This window comes from Myxococcus eversor (genome assembly GCF_010894455.1).
In the GTDB taxonomy this organism is placed as follows: Bacteria; Myxococcota; Myxococcia; order Myxococcales; family Myxococcaceae; genus Myxococcus; species Myxococcus eversor.
Genome location: NZ_JAAIXY010000032.1, coordinates 1 through 22,791, shown reverse-complemented (window position 1 = coordinate 22,791; position 22,791 = coordinate 1). Strand labels below are relative to the sequence as shown.

Below are 22,791 nucleotides of genomic sequence, written 5' to 3'. Positions count from 1 at the left end.
TGACGCTACCAGAGCGCCTGAACCAGGACGATGCCGACGCCCACCAGCCCTTCGCCCGCGATGACTCCCGCGGCCAACGTCACCATGCGGCCCTCCGCTGTCGTGGATTTCACGTATCCCACCAGCGCGGCGACAAGCCCGCCGAGAAACAGACTCAGCGAGGAGGAGGGTGCGAGCAGGCACGCCAGCCCCATGCCCAGCGGCGAGGGAACCCACCGTCGCGCACGAGGAGGGAGCAGCCGCTCCGCGAGGACGAGGACCACGGCTGCGAGCGCGGCCCAACCCACGGCGGCGCGAGTCGCGGGTGCCAGCGTGCCCAGCCCCGACGACAAGACACGCGCGACGCTCGCGGTGACGAAGGCGGCGGGCGCGGGGAGGCGCTCGCCCCCCAGTGCCTCGCGGTCCGGCACGAGCAGGAAGAACAGCGGCACCACCGCGAGCGCGCCCACCCCCGAGCCGATCAACTGCGCGAGGAACAGCCGGCGGGGATTCGCACCCAGCAGGTGTCCCGTCTTCAGGTCGGTGAGCAGGTCCGCCGACGACGAGGCCGAGTTGACGGTGATGCCCGCGGTGGCGAGGTTGGCATTCACCTGGTGGGGCAGCAGGACGCCATAGGTGATTTGCGTCACCTGGCTGAGCGCGCCCACGGGAGTGGCATCCGTCTCGCCCGTGACACGACACGAGATGAGACACAGGACGAAGGACATCGCGATGGCGAGCGCCGCGTGCGCGAGGGGAACCCCAAAGCCGCGATTCGCGACGACCAGGGTCGCAGGCACCACCACGACGAGGCCCGCGAGGAGCCAGGTGCGCGGCACCTGCAAGGCATCCACGGGATGCGGCGGCGAGGCGCGACGGGAGAACATCCCCCACCAGGCGCGTCGCAGGATGCGAGCTTCGAGCAGGAACTGGAGCAACGACGCCGTGACGAGCATGGCCGCGCCAGGCCACAGGCACCACTCGAAGAAGTCCCCCTTCTCCACGGAGACAAGGCCGGAGCCGAACACGCGAGGAGCCACGAGCCCGTGGATGATGAGCGCTCCCAGCATCAGCGACGTCGTGATGCGCGGCCCGAGCAGCGCCCCCGCGCCCACGGACAACAGGCTCATGTCCAGGCCGAAGCCCAGCCGCTCCAGGGGTACGCCCCCCCACGAGCCCGGGAAGGGAATCGATGCGGGAAGCCGTCCCCACCCGTCACGGGCCGCGGTGATGAGCCCGGACAACAGGGTTCCCAATCCCAGCAGCCGGACCCGAGGCGCGGCTTCAGCCCCCGTCGAGTGCAGCGTGCGAATGGTGGTGGCGGCGGCGGCGCCGGAGGCGAAGGGAAGCTGCTCGCGGTCCACGAGCTGTCGCTTGAAGGGAACCGCGAAGAGGACTCCGAGCGCGGAGAGGAAGAAGGTCCATGCGAGGAGCATCGGCCCGGAGGGATGCTGGCCGGTGACAATCAGCCAGGCGCCTTGCACGGAGACGAGCGCGCCGCCCGTGGCATAGCCCGCGGCAGAGGCGACTGCCTGTGCATTGCAGGTCTCCAGTGGAGACAGGGGCGCGCCGGCGAGTCCTGGAGTGAGCCGACGCAGGAGTCCATGCGAGGTATGGGCGAGCAACGCGGCGGTGACGGCGACGCCGAAGGCGAGCCCCGTCTTGAGGCCCATGTAGAGATTGGTGGCGCAGGTGATGACGCCGATGCCCGCGCCCAGCAGCACCGAGCGGAGGGTGAACTGCGGGAGTCGGTCCCCCTGGTAGACGTGGGTCAGCCAATAGGTATCCGTGGCCTCGGGTGTGTCTCCCGGAATGCTCAGCAGCGACAGGGACGCAGCGGATGGCGCCAGCGGCGGCGCCTCCTCGGCGGGCAAGTCATGCGGTGAGGGAAAGGCCATGGGCCACCCCATCTTTTCATCCCGCCCCCTCCAGCACGAGCCCCTCACCCCGCCTCCGACACGAGGGCCGGGTACGCCTTGCATCACGCGGATCGGCCTTCCTAGCCTGTCCGCATGAACTCGATATTCAGACTTTCATCCTCCCTGTGGCTCTCGGTCCTGGTGGCGGCCTGTGGCGTCAGCACCGAGGCGGAGGTGGCGACGGCGGCGGAGTCGAGCGAGCGACCTCGGGCGCTGGAGTCCCCGAGTCGTGACTGGACCTCGACGTACGGCGGGGTCGACGGGTTTGGAGACCTGGCGGTTCAACCGGACGGACACACCGCGATTGTCGGCACCTCGCGCTCGGACATCGTCGTGGCGAGGTTCGACCCACGAGGACAGGTGCTCTGGAGCCGGCGCTACGGAGACGAGAGCTACCAACAGGCGACGGGCATCGCCGTCGACAGCGTGGGCAACGTGGTCATCACGGGCGACTATTGGGGCCTGCTCGACTTTGGCGGAGGGCCCCTGCCCTGCCGTGGCGAGCCCGGTTTTCCGCGCGCCTTCGTGGCGAAGCTCGACGCCTCGGGTGGACATGTCTGGAGCCGCTGCTTCGGCGATGGAGGACAGCAACAGACGGGCACGCTCGCCGTCGCGTCCGATGGAGACGTGCTCGTGAGCGGCTACTTCGATGGAGCCATCGACTACGGCGACGGGCCGATTCCAACGAAGGGCCCGTTGAATCAGTTCGTCGTGCGGCTGGCGGGACGTACGGGCGCACGCGTGTGGAACCTCCACTACGAGGCGGGTCCCGAGAGCACCCTCGCCTCGCTGGCGGTGGACTCGGACGACAACCTGTTCATCAGCAGCGGCTACATGAACACGCTGTCGTTCGACGGCGAGCCCTGGCTCTCCGAGCCTGGCTTCAACGTGTACGTGCTGAAGCTGGATGCCCATGGCAAGCCCCTCTGGGCGCGGGGCTTCGGCGCGCTGCGGACGCAGACCTTCTGGCGACTGGCGGCGGACCCGTCTGGCAACGTCGTGGCGACGGGCGCGTTCATCGGCACGGTGGACCATGGCGGCGGTCCCCTCTCGAGCGGCGATGGCGACGTGTTCGTCACCTCGCTGGATGGCGCGGGGCAGCACCGCTGGAGCCGGAGCTTCGGTGGCCCGGGCTTCGACTGGGGCTACGACGTGGACGTCGACTTCGAGGGGAACGCGGTGGTGACGGGCGCGTTCAGTACGTCCATCGACTTCGGAGAAGGCCGACTGACGAGCGCGGGCGGTGATGACATCTTCGTGGCGAAGCTGGGCGGCGACGGCGTGACGCGCTGGGGACGTGCCTTCGGTGACGTCGGCAACCAGTCCGCGCTGCGCGTCGCGAGCGCGGGCCTGCGCGATGTCGTCCTCTGGGGACGGCTCGTCGGTACCCTCGACTTCGGCTCGGGTCCGGTGACGGGGATGTCTTCGACGGACAGCTTCGTGACGCGAATCACGCCCCAGTAGGCCGCGAGACTCCGCCGCGGCGGTACGTCAACGCGCGGCGGGGCGCGTGGGCCAGACCTCGGAGAGCTCTTCCGCGCGAGGCAGCCCCTCCACCGCGCCTGGCTTCTCGACGACGCGAGCGGCGACCGCGCAAGCGAAGGTCGTCAGCGCCACCAGCTCTTCGCGCGTGGCGGACTCCAGGGCATGCGCGCCGCCGTACCACCGCACGAGGCCATGGAGCAGCGCCGCGACGAAACCGTCCCCTGCTCCCGTCGTGTCCACCACGTGGGCCCGTGGCGCCGGGACATGGATTCGCTCTCCTCGCCACAGGAACAGCGCGCCCCGCTCGCCCAGCGTCACCACGGGCAGCCGCACGCCGAGCGCCGACAGCCGCAGCAGGGCCTGCTCGGGAGACTCCGTGCCGGTGACGAAGCCAATCTCCTCCTCGGACAGCTTCACCACGGTGCACAAGGGCAGCATCCGCGTGAGCAGTCCCTTGAGCTGCTCCGGGTCCTCCCACGCATGCAGGCGCAGGTTGGGGTCACAACTCACGATGCGGCCCGCGTCGCGCGCCAGCCCGAGCATCCGCACGGTGGCCGCGCGGGCCTCGTCGCGTTGCAGGGAGTTGGAGCCGCAGTGCACGGCCTTCGCCTGGAGCAGGAAGTCCGCGTCCACGTCGGCCTCGCCCAGGAGGAACTCCGCGGAGCGCGTCCGGAAGAAGGTGAAGCTGCGCTCCCCCTTCGCATCCAGGGAGATGAACACCAGCCCGGTGCGAGCGTCCGGCGTCTGGCGCAGGTGGCTGACATTCACGCCCTCCTGGGCCAGTCGCTCGCGCAGGAAGTGACCGAACTCGTCAGCGCCCACGACGCCGAGCATGGCCGGCCGCAGCCCCAGTCGAGCCACGCCCACCGCGACGTTGGCCGGCGAGCCTCCGGGACAGGGATGCCATGCGGCGACTTCGCGCACGCGCTTGCCCTGTTGCGAGGGAAGGAAGTCCACCAGCGTCTCACCGAAGCACACCACGTCCAGCGGCGACTCCTGTCCCTCGCTCATGGTTCCTCCCCCGCGGCGCGGACCGCGCGCCCTTTTTTCCGTCAGTCCAGGCCCACCTGGGCCATGAAGTCCACGCTCTTGAGACGTCGCCCCAGGTGGTGGGCGATGAAGATGTTGAGCAGACTCCGAGCCCGGGCGCGCAGGTCCGCGGGGAGTGGCGTGCGCTCGCCCTCCTGGAGCGCGCGCAGTCCGGAGAGCAGCTCCACGGGAATGGGGACGGCCTCGCGGACGCGCAGGCTGCAGGCCTCGCAGACAGCGCCTCCGTGGGCCTGGTCGAACCGGGGACGCTCACCCGGCTCCTTCCCGCACAGCGAGCACGCGTCGAAGCGAGGCATCAGGCCCGCGTGGGCCAGGGCCGACAGCTCGAAGGCCAGGAGCGACGTGGGGCCCGCCTCCTTCGCGTCCAGGCGGCGCAGGTAGGCCTCGAGCAGGAAGAAGAGCTCCGGCTGCGGCTCGTGGTCTCGAGTCAGCTCCCGGCACAGCTCCACGGCGTAGAGCGCGCGGGCGATGAGCGACAGGTCCTCTCGCGCGGCGTAGTAGCCGGCGACGATGTCCGTGGAGTCCAGCCGCACGGTGGAGCCGCGTGTCTCGACGATGTGGACGCGCAGCCGCATGAACGGCTCCAGCGCGCCAGCGAAGCGTCGCTTGCTCTTGCGAGCCCCCGAGGCGAAGGCCGTCAGCTTCCCGTGCTCGCGCGTCAGCAGCGTGACGAGGCGATCCGCCTCGCCGTAGTCCATGGTGGACAGCACGAGCGCATCGTCGTCGTAGCGCTCCATGACGTCATTCAACGCGCGAGCGGAGAAGGAAGCTTCCCGCTCAGCACGAGGAACAGGTAGACGCCCAACGCCAGGGCCACCAGGAGGACGGACAGTCCCACGTAGGCGCGCTTGCGTCGTTCCTTCTCCAGTTGGGCGGGAGACGGAGATGGCACCGAGCGGTCCACCTCTTCGTAGCGCAGCACGGCCTCTTCCGGGGCCAGGCCGATGACCTGCGCGTACGCCTTGATGTAGTTCACCACGAAGATGCGCGAGGGCAGCCGCTCCACCTGGCCCGCTTCCAGGGCGGCGATGAGCGTCGGGGGAATCTTGGTCTCCCGCGCGACATCCTCCAGGGACATGCCCCGGAGGTCGCGCTGCTGGCTCAGGTACTTGCCGAAGTCGACGTGGTCCACGATACGCCCAGATAGCAGACTAGAGCTTTTCGAGCAGCCTTCGGCAGTCGTCCTTCATCTCCTGCTCGCCCGCCTTGGCCTTGGCCTCGCAGAACTGGAAGGCCTGCTTGGCGGCATCCGCCTGCCCCAGCTTCGCCAGGCAGACGCCTTCGCGCATGTGCGCTTCGGCCGCTTCCGGACAGTTCTCGCGGAAGCGGGAGAACTGGCGGCACGACTCATCCAGCTTGCCCGTCTCGTCGTAGATGATGCCCAGGTTGCGGTAGCCCAGGCAGAAGCCGGGGTTGGTCGTCACGGAGGCCTTGAGGCTGCTCACCCCGCGCGTCGTGTCGCCCTTCTTGTAGAGTGCCCAGCCCATGTTCGCCTGGGCGATGTAGGGCGTCAGGTAGAGCATGTCGTTGAGGACCTGCTCATAGAGCTTGATGGCCTCTGCGTAGCGGGACTGGTCCAGGTGCACGTTGGCCAGGTTGGTGCGCGCCTCGGAGAAGCCCGGCCGCACCTTCAGCGCGTGCTCGTAGTGCTTCACCGCCTCGGCCGGCCGGCTGAAGACCATGTGCAGCAGGATGCCGATGGCGTTGTGGGCCTCCGGGTAGTCCGGGTCATTCTCCAGGGACACCTGCAGCTCGCGCAGCGCGTCCTGGAGGTGTCCCTGCTGCTGGGCCTGGAGCGCCAGGTCGTAGTGGATCTCCGCGCTGCGGCGCTCCTTCTCCGTGGGGGTATGGACGCAGCCGGAGAGCGCGAGCACGAGCGCGAGGGAGCAGGTTGCTGGGACGAGGCGGAGCATGGGGGCGGTTCTCGACGACGGAAAGGGAGTGGGGGGCAGGGAGTCAGAAGGCCGCGAGGAACCGGCCCAGGGTGGTGGTGACGTTCTTCTTCTCCTCCGCGCGCGCCTTCACCGCCGGCACGAGCGTGGGGTCCTTGAAGAAGACCGGCAGCGTCTTGAGCATCTCGTCCTGCAACTCCGCGGGCTGCGCGCGCCAGTTGGCGTCATCCATCATGAAGCCGAGCGACTCGACGAAGGCCAGCGCCTCCCCCTCGTCGTCGCGGTACTCGTCCGCCGTCATGTTGCGGCGGCCGGACAGGTACACGGCGCAGTCCCCCGCCTCGGCGAGGTAGAGGTAGACGAAGACGGCCGCCCCCTGCCCTCCCCGGAGGCCCACGACGAACGCCTGGGCCGGCCCGGCCTGCTTGCCGGGGATGGCCACATGTGGCGTGTTGAGCGAGGTGTGCAGCGCGAGGATCTGCTCACGCGTCGCGGGAAGCCCGCGGTAGCGCTCATCCAGGTTGAACACGACGTGTCTCTCCGTGAACCCTCCCCCGTCAGCGCGTGGTGAGGGTGAACTCCTGTGTGACGTCCTTCGACTCCGCCGCCGTCGTCTGGAAGCGGATGAGGGGGTTGTCGATCATCACGTTCCCACCGCCCTCGTTGCCTTCCCCGATGATGACCCGGAACACGTGCTTGGGCGAATCGCTGCGCCGCGAGCCCGTGCCGACCTTCTTCGCCATCAACATCACCTGGTTGGTGCCCGGCTGCAGGTGCCTGGTGACGTCGACGACGACCTGGTCCTCGTTGCCGCGCAGCTTCCGCAGCCACCGCGAGTTGACGTACACGTCGATGTCGTACTCGGTCATCCCCGGCACCGTCTGCTCCGTCACCAGCCAGTAGCGCTGGGTGACACGCCCCGGCGTCGTGGCCACGGCGGGGGCGGCGACAGCAGCGGGAGCGCCCTGTCCGGAGGCCGGCACGGCCATGGCCTGGGGGGTAGCGGCCTGGGCCACGGCGGGAGTCGCCCCGGAGGGCGCCGCGGGCGTCGCCGCCCCGGGCGCCATGGCGGCCTGCGCTGGAACCGTCGGCGGAGGCGCCACCGTCGTCGTCGACGCGCGGTAGCCCGGTGCATCGATGTGGATGTTGCCGGCCTCGTCGATGCGGACGGTGGCCTTCTCGAACTTCGTGTTGGTGACGCCGTCGATCAACACACCGTTGAGGTAGACGGAGCCGGCGAGGGCACCCAGCGGCGACAGCACCACCAGGGCGGCGGTGAGCGCCGCGCTCGAAAACGGGCGATTCATGTAGTCACTCCTCGGAAACTCCAACAGTCCCGGGCACTTGCAACGCTTAGCGCACCCTGGGGAACGGGACAAGGCGCACATGCACGTGCTTGGAGCGGCCGGGCGGCCGGGAGATTCACGGACGCGTCAGGGCGTCGGCTCGGGGCTGGGGGCCTCGCGCTGGGCCAGGGCCCAGTCTCCGCCCAGGCCATGGCCCTCGCGGAAGCGGCGGAAGTCGCGCCTCACCGCCCGTGGATAGCGCCGGAAGCGCTCCAGCTCGCCCTGCTTGATGGCGTTGCGGATGCGGGTGGGACCGGCGTTGTAGGCCATCAGCGCCAGCTCCAAATCTCCCCCGAAGCGGTCCTGGAGCGAGCGCAGGTAGCGGATGCCCAGCCGGACGCAGAGGGCGGTGTCGGCCGTCACCTCTTCCCGGGACAGCCGCAGGCCTTCCTTCTCCGCCAGGAAGTGGAGGGTGCTGGGCTTTATCTGCATCAGCCCGCGCGCGCCCTTCTCGGAGATGGCCTCCTCCGCGAAGTCGGACTCCACGTCGATGAGGGCCAGCACGAGCAGCGGATCATACCCCGCCGTCCGAGCCTCCTCCGCGATGGCCTGCCCCAGCTGCCGCCGCAGGGTGAGCCCCAGGTCCGGCGCGCGACGGGACAGCACCGCGTCGATGAGGGTGGCTTCCGGAGAAGCACTCTCCGCGCCCACCCGCTCGGGGACGACGGGCTGCACGGGACGCTCCTCCAGCAGCGGCACCACCCGCGCGGACATGACGAGCATCACCCCCGCCAGCAGGGGGACTCGGGAGCAGCCTGAACTGAGGGCGTGGAGAGATTCGAAGAACCGCGTACCGAAAGACCTCCCGCCCGTAGGGGCGGGGGCCTTCACTTACGTTGCTCCAGGGCCTGGATGCGCTCGGCCAGGCGCTCCAGACGGGTGCCGAAAGCCTGGAGCTCCTCGCGACGCGGCAGCTTCATCCGGGTCACGGCGGTGCGGACCTTGTCTTCCACGTTGTGCTCCAGGTCCTTGCGGTGCCCCGCCAGTCGGTCCGAGAAGGCCTGGGCCTGACGCTTCACCTCGTCCTGGCTCCAGCCGGCCACGGCCGCCACCCGCTGTACGGCTCGGGAGGCTTCCTCTTCGGCGGTGTTCACCGCCAGCAGCGCCTGACTCCAGATGCGCTCAAAGGTTTCCGCGACGGGGTTCTTCTCTCGGGCGGCCTCGGGCTTGTTGTCCAATGGGTCTCTCCGGGAGGGGGTGTACCAGGCAGGCAAGCCCGGAACAGTCGAACGGACCTGCCACGTAATCACACCCCCAGGGTGAAGGAAACGAGAACGAGCCCCCTGCCCTGCGCCATGTCCACTCGTGGGACAGGAAGGGGGCACCAACCGTCAACCACGCGGCGCTCTCAGGCGCGCGGCGTGGTCTCCGAACCCTTCGCCGCGCCGTTGCGGCGGATGGGCTTGAGCAGCGCGTCCACCTTGCGCGACAGCTTGGACAGCTCCTTGTTGATTTCCTGAAGCTGGGACTGGCTGGCCACGCCCACCGTCTCCACCACCCGGGCCTGCAGCCCGTCCAGGCGCTTGCGCAGCTCCGAGCCGGCCGCGTTCACCTTCGTCCCCAGCTCCTTCACGCGAGGGTCCGTCAGCAGCTCACCCGCCTGGAACTTCGTCCACAGCGACTGCGCCTCCTTGGTGGCCTCCACGCGGCGGGCGTCCAGCGCCTTCACCACCTTGCCGGCCTCGCCCTCCAGCTCCTCGATGCGCTTTTGCGCATGCGCGAGCTGCGCCTTCAGGAATACTTCCACGTTCGACAGACTGCTCTTCACCGCCTCGGCGCTCGCCTCGGTCGTGGTCGCCGTCGCCTCGTGCTTCGTCGCCGCCTGCTTCGTCGTGGCCATGTCGTCCTCCCCTTTTTGTCCCGGCGTCGCCGGGGACTAACCCAGTGTGTCAATACTCAACGCGCGAAACTTAACGCAGCGCGCCATGGGCGTCAAGGCCAGGTTCCAGCAAATCCGGATTTCCGGGCCACAAAAATGAAACCGCCGCCCCGATGCGAGCACCGGGGCGGCGGAGGGAAGCAAGCCGGCACGCCAGACAGGCGGCCGGAGGAGGCTAGGCGGCGCCCGTCGTCTGGGTGCCTTCCGGACGCTGGGACGGCGAGCCCAGCGGGCCACCGTCGCCATGAGCGCCGGCGAGCGCGGCCTCCATCTCGTTGACCTCGTCGGTCGGGCTCTCCACCTCGATGTCGAGGTGCTTGTAGTTCGGCAGGCCCGTGCCGGCGGGGATGAGCCGGCCCATGATGACGTTCTCCTTGAGGCCGCGCAGGTAGTCCACCTTGCCGTTGATGGCGGCCTCGGTGAGCACCTTGGTGGTCTCCTGGAAGGAGGACGCCGAGATGAACGACTCGGTGGAGAGCGAGGCCTTGGTGATGCCGAGCAGCAGCGGCTCACCCACGGCCGGGCGCTTGCCCTCGGCCATGATCTTCTCGTTCTCCTCCTCGAACACCCACTTCTCGACCTGCTCGTCGACGAGGAAGTTGGTGTCGCCCACGTCGGTGACGCGCACGCGGCGGAGCATCTGCCGCACGATCGTCTCGATGTGCTTGTCGTTGATCTTCACGCCCTGGAGTCGGTAGACCTCCTGCACTTCGTCCACCAGGTAGCGCGCGAGTTCCTTCTCGCCCAGCACCTTGAGGATGTCGTGCGGGTTGGCCGCGCCGTCCATCATCGCCTCGCCGGCCTTCACGCGGTCGCCGGAGTGGACGCTGATGTTCTTGCCCTTGGAGATCAAATACTCCTTGGCCAGGTCCGTGCGCTGCTCGCCATTCACCTCGGGGGTGATGATGAGCTTGCGCTTGCCCTTGGTGTCCTTGCCGAACGACACCACGCCGTCGATCTCCGCGATGGCCGCGGCGTCCTTCGGCTTGCGCGCCTCGAAGAGCTCGGCCACGCGGGGCAGACCGCCCGTGATGTCCTTGGTCTTCGTCGTCTCGCGGGGCACCTTGGCGAGCACTTCGCCCGGGTGGATCTCATCGCCGTCGTTGACGGTGATGATGGAGCCCTGCGGCAGGAAGTAGCTCGCCGGGTTGCGGGACGAGGGCAGGTCCTTCGTGTTGCCCTGGGCGTCGCGGATGGAGACGCGCGGACGGGCCTCCGGGTCCTTGGACTCGATGATGGTCTTCCGGGACAGACCGGTGACCTCGTCGAGCGTCTCGGACATCGTCACGCCTTCGATGATGTCCTCGTACCGGACGGTGCCGCCGACCTCGGTGAGCAGCGGAATCGCGAACGGGTCCCACTCGGCCACGAGCGTGCCCGGCTCGATGCGCTGCCCTTCCTTGATGAGGATGCGGGCGCCGTAGATGATCTGGTAGCGCTCGCGCTCACGGCCCGAGTCGTCGATGACGACGAGCTCGCCGTTGCGGTTCATCGCGACCAGGGTGCCATCCACCTTCTGCACCGTGGTGAGACCCGCGAACTTCACCTTGCCGGCGTAGCGGTTCTCCAGGCTGGACTGTTCCGCGCGCCGCGTCGCCGCGCCACCGATGTGGAAGGTGCGCATCGTCAACTGCGTACCCGGCTCACCGATGGACTGCGCCGCGATGACGCCGACGGCCTCACCGACGGACACCTTCCGGCCGCGGGCCAGGTCACGGCCGTAGCACTCCACGCAGATGCCGCGCTTGGCCTGGCACGTGAGCACCGAGCGGATCTTCACCTTGTCCAGACCGCTGTTCTCGATGCGGCGGACGCGCTCCTCGTCGATCTCCTCGTTGGCGCGCACCAGCACCTCGCCCGTGACGGGGTCGAGGATGTCATCGAGGGCCACGCGGCCCAGGATGCGCTCGCCGAGCGGCTCGATGATCTCTCCGCCTTCGACCAGGGCGCCGATGAACAGACCGTCCATGGTGCCGCAGTCGTACTCGTTGATGATGGCGTCCTGCGCCACGTCGACGAGACGGCGGGTGAGGTAACCGGAGTTGGCCGTCTTGAGCGCCGTGTCCGCCAGGCCCTTGCGAGCGCCGTGCGTGGAGATGAAGTACTGCAGCACGGAGAGACCCTCGCGGAAGTTCGCGGTGATGGGCGTCTCGATGATTTCGCCGGAGGGCTTCGCCATCAGGCCGCGCATACCGGCGAGCTGACGGATCTGCTGGGCGCTACCACGCGCGCCCGAGTCGGCCATGATGTAGATGGGGTTGAACGAGGGCTGCTTGCGCGACTCGCGCTTGCCGTCCTTGTCCCCGGAGGCCTCCTCCTGGGAGATCTGCTGCATCATCTCCTGGGCCACCTTCTCGGTGACCTCGGCCCAGATATCGATGACCTTGTTGTAGCGCTCACCGTCGGTGATGAGGCCCTCGAGGTACTGGTTCTCGATCTCCGCCACTTCCTTGCGCGCGTAGTCCAGGAACTCCTGCTTCTTCGCAGGGATGATCATGTCCTTGAGCGCGATGGAGATGCCGGCGCGGGTCGCGTTGTAGTAGCCGAGGCTGCGGATGCGGTCCGCGAGCAGCACCGTCTCCTTCTCGCCGGTGAGGCGGTAGCAGAGGTCGATGAGGCCGCCGAGCGACTTCTTGTCGAGCACCTTGTTGATGGCGTCGAAGCCCACGCGGCGCGGAACGACTTCCCACAGGAGGACGCGGCCGACGGTGGTCTCCTTGCGGACGCCGTCGATGCGGCAGACCACCTTCGCCTGCAGGTGCACCTCGCCGTGGTCGTGCGCGGCGCGCACCTCGTCGGGCGAGCTGAACACGCGACCCTCGCCGTTGGCGAACTCGCGGGCGCGGGTCATGTAGTAGATGCCGAGCACCATGTCCTGCGTCGGGACGATGATGGGCTTGCCGTTCGCGGGGCTGAGGATGTTGTTGGTCGACATCATCAGCACGCGGGCCTCCATCTGAGCTTCGATGGAGAGCGGCACGTGCACGGCCATCTGGTCACCGTCGAAGTCGGCGTTGAACGCCGCGCAGACGAGCGGGTGCAGCTGGATGGCCTTGCCCTCGATGAGGACGGGCTCGAAGGCCTGCATGCCCAGGCGGTGCAGCGTGGGGGCGCGGTTGAGGAGCACCGGGTGCTCGCGGATGACGTCCTCGAGGATGTCCCAGACCTCGGGACGCTCCTTCTCCACCATCTTCTTCGCCGACTTGATGGTGGTGACGTAGCCCTTCTCTTCCAGCTTGTTGTAGATGAACGGCTTGAACAGCTCGAGCGCCATGATCTTCGGCAGGCCGCACTGGTGCAGGCGCAGCTCGGGACCGACGACGATGACGGAGCGGCCCGAGTAGTCCACGCGCTTGCCGAGCAGGTTCTGACGGAACCGGCCCTGCTTGCCCTTGAGCATGTCGGACAGCGACTTGAGCGGCCGCTTGTTCGGGCCGGTGATGGTCTTGCCGCGGCGACCGTTGTCGAACAGCGCGTCCACCGCCTCCTGCAGCATCCGCTTCTCGTTGCGGATGATGATGTCGGGAGCGTTGAGCTCCTGGAGGCGCTTGAGGCGGTTGTTGCGGTTGATGACGCGACGGTACAGGTCGTTCAGGTCGGAGGTCGCGAAGCGGCCACCGTCGAGGGGAACGAGCGGGCGCAGGTCCGGCGGAATCACCGGAATCACGTCCAGCATCATCCACTCGGGCTTGTTGCCGGAGACGCGGAACGCCTCGGCCACCTTCAGGCGCTTGGCGTACTTCTTCCGCTTCGCCTCGCTGGTGGTCTCGCGCATGTCCTTGCGCAGGTCCTCGGACAGCCGCTCCACGTCCAGCGCCTTGAGCATCTCGCGGACGGCCTCGCCGCCCATGCCCGTGGTGAAGGAGTCCTCACCGTGCTCCTGGTAGAGCCGGTGCATCTTCTCTTCGCTGATGAGCTCGCCCTTGGTCAGCGGCGTCGACTTGGGGTCGAGGACGATGTAGCTCTCGCAGTAGAGGACCTTCTCCAGCTCCTTGAGCGTGATGTCGAGCAGGTTGCCGATGCGGCTCGGCAGCGACTTGAGGAACCAGATGTGGGCCACCGGCGTGGCCAGGGTGATGTGACCCAGGCGCTCGCGGCGGACCTTCGACTGGATGACCTCCACGCCACACTTCTCACACACGACACCGCGGTGCTTCATGCGCTTGTACTTGCCGCAGTTGCACTCGTAGTCCTTCACCGGCCCGAAGATGCGGGCGCAGAACAGGCCGTCACGCTCCGGCTTGAACGTGCGGTAGTTGATGGTCTCCGGCTTCTTCACCTCGCCATGGGACCACTGGCGGATCTTGTCGGGCGACGCCAGCGCGATGCGGATGGCGTTGAACGACAGCGGGTCCTTCGGCTTCTCGAAGAAGTTGAAAATGTCCTTCACGTTGCCTCCGAAATCTCGTGAGGCGTCCCCCGTGGGGAACGCCAGCTGATTCGGGCCCCCGCCCCGGACCCGGCCGCGCCCACCCTTTTCAGGGTGGCGGGCGGCCGGTCAGGCGGGCGCTCCGGCTCTCTCAGGCGTCGGTACCGGTCTTCCGGTCTTCGCCGTCACCACCACCACCCAGGAAGTCACCGCCGAAGCTGCGCTGCCGCTCCGGGGGGGCGTGCTCCAGCAGCTCGACGTCGAGCGCGAGTGACTGGAGCTCCTTGAGAAGCACGTTGAACGACTCGGGCAGGCCGCTCTCCAGGACGTTGTCGCCCTTGACGATGGCCTCGTACATGCGCGTGCGGCCCACCACGTCGTCCGACTTGACGGTGAGGAACTCCTGCAGCGTGTACGCCGCGCCGTAGGCCTCCATCGCCCAGACTTCCATCTCTCCCAGTCGCTGACCGCCGAACTGGGCCTTGCCGCCCAGCGGCTGCTGGGTGACGAGGGAGTAGGGACCAATGGACCGGGCGTGGATCTTCTCGTCCACCAGGTGGTGCAGCTTCAGCATGTACATGACGCCGACGGTGACGTTCTGGTCGAACGGCTCACCCGTGCGCCCGTCGAAGAGCACCATCTGGCCGGTGCGAGGCAGCTTCCCCTCGTCCAGCAGTTGGTGGATCTCCAGTTCGTGCGCGCCGTCGAACACCGGCGTGGCCACGTGGATACCCCGCCTGGAGCGACGGCAGAGCTGCTTGATCTCCTCCTCGTCCAGCTTGTCGAGGAACTCGCCGAACGCGGTCTCCTCGCCGTAGATGGCCTTGAGGCGGACCTTGATGGCGTCCGCGCTCCAGTTGTCCTCCACGTAGCGCTGCAGCGCCTCGCCGGTGCCCTTGGCGGCCCAGCCCAGGTGCGTCTCGAGGATCTGCCCGATGTTCATGCGGCTGGGAACGCCGAGCGGGTTGAGGACGATGTCCACCGGACGGCCATCCTCCAGGTACGGCATGTCCTCCTCGGGGAGGATGCGGGACACGACGCCCTTGTTTCCGTGGCGGCCGGCCATCTTGTCGCCCACGGCCAGCTTGCGCTTGATGGCGACGTACACCTTCACCATCTTGATGACGCCGGGGGGCAGCTCGTCGCCCTTCTTGATGCGGGCGATCTTCTCGCCGAAGGCCAGCTTCACGGCCTCCTTCGTCTCCTCCAGGTTGCGGAGGATGTCGCGCACGCGGGAGTCGAGCGGGTCGCCGACGGAGATCTCGCCCCAGTACTTGTAGGGCACGGTGGCCAGCAGCGCGTCGTCGAGGATGTCCCCCTTCTTCAGGAGGATCTTCCCCTTGTCGTCCACGAGCTTGCCCTGGACCTCCTTGCCACGCACCAGCGCGCGGATGCGGCCGATGGCGCTGTCCTGGAGGACCTTGATCTCGTCGTTCTGGTCCTTGAGGAGCTTCGCCTCCTCCATGGACTCGATCTGCTTGGCGCGCTCGTCCTTCTCCACGCCCTTGCGGCTGAACACCTTGGCGTTGATGACGGTGCCCACCACGCCCGGAGGCACGCGCAGGGAGCTGTCGCGCACGTCGCCGGCCTTCTCGCCGAAGATGGCGCGCAGCAGCTTCTCTTCGGGAGACAGCTGCGTCTCGCCCTTCGGGGTGATCTTGCCCACCAGCACGTCGCCGGGCTTCACCTCGGCGCCGATGCGGATGATGCCGCTCTCGTCGAGGTCCTTGAGGGCCTCCTCACCCACGTTCGGGATGTCGCGGGTGATCTCTTCCTTGCCCAGCTTGGTGTCTCGCGCGATGCACTCGAACTCTTCGATGTGGATCGACGTGAAGACGTCATCCTTCTGGATGCGCTCGCTGATGAGGATGGAGTCCTCGAAGTTGTAGCCCTGCCACGGCATGAACGCGACGACCACGTTCTGCCCCAGCGCCAGCTCACCCGTCTCGGTGGCCGGGCCGTCGGCGATGACGTCACCCTTCCGCACCTTGTCGCCCTTGCTGATGATGGGCTTCTGGTTGAGGCAGGTGTTCTGGTTGGAGCGCTGGTACTTGAGCAGGTTGTAGATGTCGACCTCGCTCGAGACGTCGCTGAGCGAAGCCGGCACGTCCGCCTTCACCACAATGCGGCCCGCGTCCACGCTCTCCACCGTGCCGTCGCGCTTGGCCACGCACGTCACGCCGGAGTCGCGCGCGACGATGGCCTCGATGCCCGTGCCCACCAGCGGAGCGCTGGTGCGAAGCAGGGGAACCGCCTGGCGCTGCATGTTGGAGCCCATGAGGGCGCGGTTGGCGTCGTCGTTCTCCAGGAACGGGATGAGCGACGCGGCCACCGACACCAGCTGGTTCGGAGACACGTCCATCAGGTCCACGTCCTCCGCGCGAGCCTGGACGAACTCACCGCCGCGGCGGCTGGACACGAGCGCGTTGACGAACTTGCCCTTCTTGTCCGTCTCCGCGTTCGCCTGACCGATGGTGTGCTTCTCCTCCTCGAGCGCCGAGTAGAAGGCCACGTCCGTCGTCACGATGCCCGCTTCGACCTTCCGGTACGGCGTCTCCACGAAGCCGAACTCGTTGACGCGCGCATACGTCGACAGCGACGCGATGAGGCCGATGTTCGGACCTTCCGGCGTCTCGATGGGGCAGATGCGGCCGTAGTGCGTCGGGTGCACGTCGCGCACCTCGAAGCCGGCGCGCTCGCGGGTCAGACCGCCGGGCCCGAGCGCGGACAGACGACGCTTGTGCGTCACCTCGGACAGGGGGTTCGTCTGGTCCATGAACTGCGACAGCTGGCTGGACCCGAAGAACTCCTTGATGACCGCCGTGACGGGCTTGGCGTTGATGAGATCGTGCGGCATGAGCGTCTCGATCTCCTGGAGGCTCATGCGCTCCTTGATCGCCCGCTCCATGCGAACCAGACCGATGCGGTACTGGTTCTCCAGCAGCTCACCCACCGCGCGCACCCGGCGGTTGCCGAGGTGGTCGATGTCGTCGATGGTGCCCTTGCCGTTCTTCAGATCGATCAGGTAGCGGATCACCTCGAGGATGTCGCGCTTGGTGAGGATCTGCCCGTCGAGAGGCTCCTCGAGGCCGAACTTGAAGTTCAACTTGAGGCGACCCACCTTGGACAGGTCGTAGCGCTCGGGGTTGAAGAACAGGTTGGTGAACAGGTTGATCGCCGTCTCCGGCGTCGGCGGATCGCCAGGGCGCAGGCGGCGGTAGATCTCCATAATGGACTGCTCGGGCGTCTCGAGCTTGTCCAGCATCAACGTCTCACGCAGGTACGGACCCACGTTGAGGTTGTCGATGAAGAGGACCTTGAACTCCTTGATGTTGCGCTTGAGGAGCTCGTCGACCTTGTCCTGCGAGACTTCCTCGTTGCACTCGAGGATGACCTCACCGGGGTTCTCGTCCACCACGTCGTAGGCGGACACCTTCGTGAAGAGCTCGTCCGCGTCGATGGGCAGCGTCTTCATCTTCGCCGCTTCGAGCTTCTTGATGGCGGCGCGGGTGAACTTGCGGTTCTTCTTGACGATGAGCTCGCCCGTCTTCGTCTTGATATCGCGGGTGGCTCGCTGGCCCGGGAGCAGCTCCAGCTCGACGCTCTTCTCGAAGTCCGTCGCGCTCTGGAGGTAGATGGTCTCCGTGGCGTAGTAGTAGTTGAGGATCTCCTCGGTGGAGCCCTTGAACTCCAGCGGGTTCTTCTTCGCGGTGTCGCTGACGGCGCCCAGGGCGCGGATGAGCACCGTCGCGGGCAGCTTGCGCCGGCGGTCGATGCGCACGTACAGCAGGTCCTTGTGGTCGAACTCGAAGTCGATCCACGAACCGCGGTAGGGGATGATGCGGGCGTTGTAGAGCAGCTTGCCAGACGAGTGGCTCTTGCCCTTGTCGTGGTCGAAGAAGGCACCCGGGCTGCGGTGCAGCTGGCTGACCACCACGCGCTCGGTTCCGTTGATGATGAAGGTGCCGTTCTGGGTCATCAGCGGGATTTCCCCGAAGTAGACCTCCTGCTCCTTCACGTCACGGATGGACTGGGCGCCAGTCTCCTCATCCTTGTCCCACACCACCAGGCGGACCACGACCTTGATGGGGGCGGAATAGGTCATCCCGCGCTGGTGGCACTCATCGACATCGTACTTCGGCTTCTCCAGGTGGTAGCTGACGAACTCCAGCGACGACGTCTCGTTGAAATCCCGAATCGGGAAAACCGAGTTGAAGACACCCTGAAGTCCGACGTCCTCACGCTTCTCCGGCGCGATATCGGCCTGGAGGAACTTCTCGTAGGACTGCTTCTGGATGTTGATAAGATTGGGAATGTCGATGATCTTCGCGATCTTCGCGAAGGTCTTCCGCACGCGGAAATTGTTCTGGATCTGCGTCGGCATTCTGGCTCCGGGGACGGCTGCTCGGGCGGGGCAAACATCGATAACGCGCGGCGGCGCCGGGAAATTTGCAACTGTCAAATGGGCAAAGCCGGCAGCTCCCCTCACTGGGAGCGCCGGCCTGCTCATTCGGTCAGGAAGCTGCTTGGGAATTCCCGGAAACCAAGCAGCTCCTGTTCGACCTACTTGACGTCGACGGTGGCGCCAGCAGCGACGAGCTGGTCCTTGAACTTCTTGGCGTCGTCCTTGTTGATGCCTTCCTTGACGTTCTTGGGCGCGCCCTCGACCAGGTCCTTGGCCTCCTTCAGGCCCAGGCCGGTGATGGCGCGGATCTCCTTGATGACGTTGATCTTGTTGGCGCCGGCGTTCGTCAGCACCACCGTGAACTCCGTCTGCTCCTCCTTGGGAGCGGCGGCGGCCGCCGCGGGGCCGGCAACGACGGCGGCGGCGGCGGCGGAGACGCCCCACTTCTCCTCGAGGGCCTTCACCAGGTTGGCGGCCTCGATGATGGTCAGGGAGGAAAGCGAATCAACGATTGCGTTCAGGTCAGCCATGGAACTGTGTCCTTCTTGGATTGACTAACGGCCTTACTCCCAAAGGGAGGAACGGCCGAAAAGGTGGGTGTAGAAAAACTTCTCGGATAGATGAGGGGAACTACCCCTCCGCCTTGTCCGCGTGGGCCTGAATGACCCGCGCGAGCTGCGTCCCTGGGGCGGCGATCGTCCGAACCAGCTTGGTCGCCGGCTGGGTGATCATCCCGAGCAACTGCGCTCGGAGCTCGTTGAGACCCGGCAGCTTCGCCAACTGCTTGACGCCGGCGACGTCGACCTTGCGGCCGTCGACCACGCCACTGCGGATCTTGATCTTGTCCTCGAGGTCCTTCGTGAACTCGGTCAGGATCTTCGCCGGGGCCACCACATCGCCGTAGCTGAGACACAGAGCCACGGGACCCGTGAAGTCATCAGCGATGACCGCCACGTCCGTGCCCTGCGCCGCACGACGCGCCAGCGTGTTCTTGATGACCTTGTACTCGACGCCGCCCTCGCGGAACTTCTTGCGCAGCTTCGTCACCGTCTCCACATCCACCTTGGAGAACTCAGCGACAACGGCTGACTTGGTCCGCGAGAACTTCTCGTGGAGTTCCTTGATCATCTCCTCCTTCTCGCTCTTCAGCACTTTGACTCACCTCCTTACTGGCCCGTCTTCCGACGGGCGTGATGCCTGGGCCAAAGTGGCAGAGCGAGAGGAGTCTCCGAGAGACACCACAACGCACCTCCAGTCTCGGCAGGGCTGGCCTTGCGGCCGTTTGAACCCGACAGGGGAAGCCATGACCCGACCGGTTGTTGTCCGGTTCCCAACGGGGCACTTCTCCTCTGACCGGGTCCCTGCTGTCATGAACCAGGTCGGAACACCCGTCTCACGACGTGGCGCTCCAATTGCAAAAGCCGGGGGCCTATACCCCCGGCTTCAGCAAAGATCCAGAACTTTCGAACCTGAGACGTCAGGCAAGCGGCACCTCTGACACCCCCTGTGCGGGGATGGGGGCGCCGCCCTGCCTGCTGTCCGCCTAGCGGTGGCGGGCCAGAATCTCCTGGGTATCGATCTTGATGCCCGGGCCCATCGTCGTGGAGATGGCGATGCCCTTCAGGTACACGCCCTTGGCGGTGGCCGGCTTGAGCTTCATCACCAGGTCCACCAGCGCGTTGAAGTTGCCCTCGAGCTTGTCCACCGAGAAGGAGGCCTTGCCCATCTTCGCATGGACGATGCCGGCCTTCTCCGCGCGGAAGTCGACCTTACCGCCCTTGGCATCGCGGATGGCCTTGGCGACATCCATCGTCACCGTGCCGACCTTCGGGTTCGGCATGAGGCCACGAGGACCGAGCACCTTACCGAGGCGACCGACGATACCCATCATGTCGGGCGTCGCGATGACGGTGTCGAAGTCGAGGAAGCCCTCCTCGATGCGCTTCTGGAGATCCTCCGCGCCGACGATGTCCGCACCCGCGTTGCCGGCCTCGGTGGCGCGCTCGCCCTTCGCGAACACGGCCACGCGCACGGTGGCACCCGTGCCGTTGGGCAGAACCACGGCGCCACGGACCATCTGGTCCGCGTGCTTGGGGTCCACACCCAGGTTGATGGCGACATCGACCGTCTGGTCGTACTTCGACGCCCGCGCATCCACCGTCTTCTTCAGGAGCTGAAAGCCCTCGGCGATGCTGTAGCGCTTCTCGCGGTCCACCAGCGTGGAGGCCGCGCGGAACTTCTTCCCATTCTGAGCCATGACAGAAATCCTCGTCCGTGAGTGGGGCGGCGGCTTAGCCGACGACGTCGATGCCCATGGAGCGCGCGGTGCCAGCAATGGTGTTCATGCAGGCCTCAAGCGACGCGGCGGTGGTGTCCTGAATCTTCTTCGTGGCGATCTCCTCGAGCTGCTTCCGGGTGATCTGCCCCACCTTCTCCTTGCCAGGCTTCTTCGCTCCCGACCCCTTCTTCTTGTCGGTGTGCAGGCCCGCCGCCTTCTTGATGAGGACGGCCGCCGGAGGCGTCTTGAGGATGAAGGTGAAGGAGCGGTCCTGATAGACGGTGATGATCACCGGGATGATCAGTCCCTCCTTGGCCTCCGCCTGCGTCTTCGCGTTGAACTGCTTGCAGAACTCCATGATGTTCACGCCCTGCTGACCGAGCGCGGGGCCGATCGGCGGAGCGGGGTTCGCCTTGCCGGCGGGAATCTGCAGCTTGACCTGACCTGTGACCTTCTTCATCGGCTGACGACTGCCTTTCGAGGGGGTGGTCCTGACGGGCCTCCAGACGGGGAGGTCCTCCCACCCATGGAACCGCGCCCCGGAGGGCGCGGAAGGTGTGCGAAGCGCGCTCTATCCGAGCCACCCGCGGAAAACTAGCCGGTGGTCTTCTCCACCTGCATGAAGTCCAGCTCCACGGGCGTGGCGCGGCCGAAGATGCTCACGAGCACCTTCACGCGACCCTTCTCCGCGTTGACCTCTTCCACCGTGCCGTTGAAGTTGGCGAAGGGCCCGTCAATGACGCGCACCGTGTCACCATCGTCGAACTGCACCTTGGGCTTGGGCTTGAGCGTGCCCTCGGAGATCTGCGACGTGAGCCGCGCGACCTCCTGGTCCGAGATGGGCAGGGGGTTCTGGTTCTGCACCGTCCCGGGGAAGCCGGTGATCTTCGGCGTGTTCTTCACCAGGTGGAGCGTCCGGTCGTTCAGCTCCATCTGCACGAAGATGTAGCCCGGGAAGAACTTGCGGCGAGACGTCTTCTTCTCGCCCTTCACCATCTCCACGACCTGCTCCATGGGGATGAGGATTTCACCGAACTGGTCCTGCAACCCCTCGAGACGCACCTTCTCCTCCAGGCTCTTCTTGGCCTGGTTTTCGAAGTTCGAGTAGGTGTGGACCACGTACCATTTCATGGCCATTACAGCTTCCCCCACAGGACCGGGAGCCACTCCACCATCAAGTTGTACGCGACGGTGTCGATGCAGAAGAGCAGCACCGCGGCGACAAGCGAGGCGACGACCACGGCCATGGTCGACGTCCGGGTCTCCGACCAGGTAGGCCAGGAGACCTTCATCAACTCGCTTGCCACTTCCATGGAGAGCGTATGGGTCTTTGGATGGAAGAATCCCACCAGCGCGACCCCCACGGCCACCAGGTAGCCCACGAGGGTGGAGACCTTCCAGTCCAACCCCTCGATGAGAACCGCGTCAGGCCATCCGAAGCTGGCCCACAGCGCTCCGAAGAGGCGCTCCAGGAACAGCGCCAGGATGATGCCGGCGAGGAGGTAGAAGATGACCACGAGCCGCTTCGGATCCATCGCCGAGCGGTTAGCCTGCTGGCTGGCCTCTGATGCCGTCGCCATGGTGCCTCACGAGGTACTGCGAATGCGAAATTTCAAGAACCGTGGAAACACAGGAACCCCCGGTACCTCCAGGTACCGGGGGCCCCGCTCCCACTGAGACTTGGCAGGCCAGGAGGGATTCGAACCCCCAACACGCGGATTTGGAGACCGCTGCTCTACCGTTGGAGCTACTGGCCTAGAATCTCTCAGGAACTACCGACCTAGACCTTACCTTCCTTGTGGTCCGTATGCTTGCGGCACTTCGAGCAGAACTTGCTCAACTCGAGCTTGTCCTGGCTCTTCCGCTTGTTCTTCGTGGTCGTGTAGTTCCGCTCTTTGCACACCGTGCACTCGAGCGAAATAATGGAACGATTGCCCTTCGGCATGACCTACCTCATCAGACACGAGAGGGGAAGGCTACCAGAAGGTGCCCTCCCCTCTAAATCCGGAAAGTGGAGCCAGGAAGCCCTGCGGCCTCCCGGGCGTATTACTCGATGACCTCGGCCACGACGCCGGCGCCCACCGTGCGGCCACCCTCGCGAACAGCGAAGCGCAGCTCCTTGTCCATCGCCACCGGGGTGATGAGCTCCACCTCGATCGCGATGTTGTCGCCCGGCATCACCATTTCCA

At 66.5% G+C, this 22,791-nt stretch carries 21 protein-coding genes and 1 tRNA gene; 1 reads left to right on the top strand and 21 read right to left on the bottom strand.

Annotated features, from left to right (window positions below; all coding sequences use genetic code 11):
* Positions 1 to 5: 5 nt before the first annotated feature.
* Positions 6 to 1,877: an OPT family oligopeptide transporter gene (locus G4D83_RS42305; protein ID WP_163870636.1), complete on the bottom strand. Its 1,872-nt coding sequence runs from the start codon at positions 1,875 to 1,877 to the stop codon at positions 6 to 8.
* A gap of 114 nt (positions 1,878 to 1,991) precedes the next feature.
* On the opposite strand from G4D83_RS42305, the gene G4D83_RS42300 reads away from it, so the two are divergent.
* Positions 1,992 to 3,362, top strand: a complete 1,371-nt coding sequence (locus G4D83_RS42300; protein ID WP_163870635.1) for a hypothetical protein — start codon at positions 1,992 to 1,994, stop codon at positions 3,360 to 3,362.
* 27 nt (positions 3,363 to 3,389) lie between these two features.
* On the opposite strand, the gene G4D83_RS42295 is transcribed toward G4D83_RS42300, so the two are convergent.
* From G4D83_RS42295 to G4D83_RS42200, 20 genes are all read right to left on the bottom strand, one after another.
* Positions 3,390 to 4,394 (bottom strand): carbohydrate kinase family protein, encoded by a 1,005-nt coding sequence (locus G4D83_RS42295; RefSeq protein WP_163870634.1) that lies wholly within the window; start codon positions 4,392 to 4,394, stop codon positions 3,390 to 3,392.
* 41 nt (positions 4,395 to 4,435) lie between these two features.
* Positions 4,436 to 5,170, bottom strand: a complete 735-nt coding sequence (gene recO / locus G4D83_RS42290; RefSeq protein WP_163870633.1) for a DNA repair protein RecO — start codon at positions 5,168 to 5,170, stop codon at positions 4,436 to 4,438.
* 8 nt (positions 5,171 to 5,178) lie between these two features.
* Positions 5,179 to 5,565, bottom strand: coding sequence for a helix-turn-helix domain-containing protein (locus G4D83_RS42285; RefSeq protein ID WP_163870632.1), 387 nt, complete (start codon positions 5,563 to 5,565; stop codon positions 5,179 to 5,181).
* Positions 5,566 to 5,584: 19 nt separating this feature from the next.
* The gene (tgl, locus tag G4D83_RS42280; protein WP_163870631.1) at positions 5,585 to 6,346 is read right to left on the bottom strand and encodes a social motility TPR repeat lipoprotein Tgl; all 762 of its coding nucleotides are present in this window, start codon (positions 6,344 to 6,346) and stop codon (positions 5,585 to 5,587) included.
* 43 nt (positions 6,347 to 6,389) lie between these two features.
* Entirely contained in the window at positions 6,390 to 6,854 is a 465-nt protein-coding gene (locus tag G4D83_RS42275; RefSeq protein ID WP_163870630.1) for a social motility and stimulation tgl protein, read from the bottom strand.
* A 28-nt stretch (positions 6,855 to 6,882) separates the two neighbouring features.
* Positions 6,883 to 7,632: a hypothetical protein gene (locus G4D83_RS42270; RefSeq protein ID WP_163870629.1), complete on the bottom strand. Its 750-nt coding sequence runs from the start codon at positions 7,630 to 7,632 to the stop codon at positions 6,883 to 6,885.
* 126 nt (positions 7,633 to 7,758) lie between these two features.
* Entirely contained in the window at positions 7,759 to 8,502 is a 744-nt protein-coding gene (locus tag G4D83_RS42265; RefSeq protein ID WP_163870628.1) for a lytic transglycosylase domain-containing protein, read from the bottom strand.
* Complete coding sequence (locus tag G4D83_RS42260) at positions 8,499 to 8,849, bottom strand: phasin family protein (RefSeq protein WP_163870627.1); 351 nt, start codon at positions 8,847 to 8,849, stop codon at positions 8,499 to 8,501. The genes G4D83_RS42265 and G4D83_RS42260 overlap by 4 nt, the downstream gene beginning before the upstream one ends.
* A 170-nt stretch (positions 8,850 to 9,019) precedes the next feature.
* A complete protein-coding gene (locus G4D83_RS42255) occupies positions 9,020 to 9,511 on the bottom strand; it encodes a hypothetical protein (protein WP_163870626.1) in 492 nt (163 codons plus the stop codon).
* 214 nt (positions 9,512 to 9,725) lie between these two features.
* Entirely contained in the window at positions 9,726 to 13,940 is a 4,215-nt protein-coding gene (gene rpoC / locus G4D83_RS42250; protein WP_163870625.1) for a DNA-directed RNA polymerase subunit beta', read from the bottom strand.
* A 130-nt stretch (positions 13,941 to 14,070) separates the two neighbouring features.
* Positions 14,071 to 18,303, bottom strand: coding sequence for a DNA-directed RNA polymerase subunit beta (gene rpoB / locus G4D83_RS42245; protein WP_163870624.1), 4,233 nt, complete (start codon positions 18,301 to 18,303; stop codon positions 14,071 to 14,073).
* Positions 18,304 to 18,482: 179 nt separating this feature from the next.
* Positions 18,483 to 18,854 (bottom strand): 50S ribosomal protein L7/L12, encoded by a 372-nt coding sequence (gene rplL / locus G4D83_RS42240; protein WP_163870623.1) that lies wholly within the window; start codon positions 18,852 to 18,854, stop codon positions 18,483 to 18,485.
* Positions 18,855 to 18,954: 100 nt separating this feature from the next.
* Positions 18,955 to 19,476, bottom strand: coding sequence for a 50S ribosomal protein L10 (gene rplJ / locus G4D83_RS42235; protein ID WP_163870622.1), 522 nt, complete (start codon positions 19,474 to 19,476; stop codon positions 18,955 to 18,957).
* Positions 19,477 to 19,867: 391 nt separating this feature from the next.
* Positions 19,868 to 20,581: a 50S ribosomal protein L1 gene (gene rplA / locus G4D83_RS42230; protein ID WP_163870621.1), complete on the bottom strand. Its 714-nt coding sequence runs from the start codon at positions 20,579 to 20,581 to the stop codon at positions 19,868 to 19,870.
* 34 nt (positions 20,582 to 20,615) lie between these two features.
* On the bottom strand, positions 20,616 to 21,062 hold the full coding sequence (rplK, locus tag G4D83_RS42225; protein ID WP_163870620.1) for a 50S ribosomal protein L11: 447 nt from the start codon (positions 21,060 to 21,062) through the stop codon (positions 20,616 to 20,618).
* Between the two features lie 134 nt (positions 21,063 to 21,196).
* Positions 21,197 to 21,739 (bottom strand): transcription termination/antitermination protein NusG, encoded by a 543-nt coding sequence (nusG, locus tag G4D83_RS42220; protein ID WP_011553122.1) that lies wholly within the window; start codon positions 21,737 to 21,739, stop codon positions 21,197 to 21,199.
* Positions 21,739 to 22,182: a preprotein translocase subunit SecE gene (gene secE / locus G4D83_RS42215; RefSeq protein ID WP_163870619.1), complete on the bottom strand. Its 444-nt coding sequence runs from the start codon at positions 22,180 to 22,182 to the stop codon at positions 21,739 to 21,741. The genes nusG and secE overlap by 1 nt, the downstream gene beginning before the upstream one ends.
* Before the next feature lie 101 nt (positions 22,183 to 22,283).
* Positions 22,284 to 22,359: transfer RNA gene (locus tag G4D83_RS42210), tRNA-Trp, on the bottom strand.
* Positions 22,360 to 22,382: 23 nt separating this feature from the next.
* Complete coding sequence (gene rpmG / locus G4D83_RS42205; protein WP_046713307.1) at positions 22,383 to 22,547, bottom strand: 50S ribosomal protein L33; 165 nt, start codon at positions 22,545 to 22,547, stop codon at positions 22,383 to 22,385.
* Positions 22,548 to 22,648: 101 nt separating this feature from the next.
* Positions 22,649 to 22,791, bottom strand: a 143-nt coding sequence (locus tag G4D83_RS42200) for an EF-Tu C-terminal domain-related protein (protein WP_476703756.1), incomplete at its 5' end; no start/stop codon positions are given.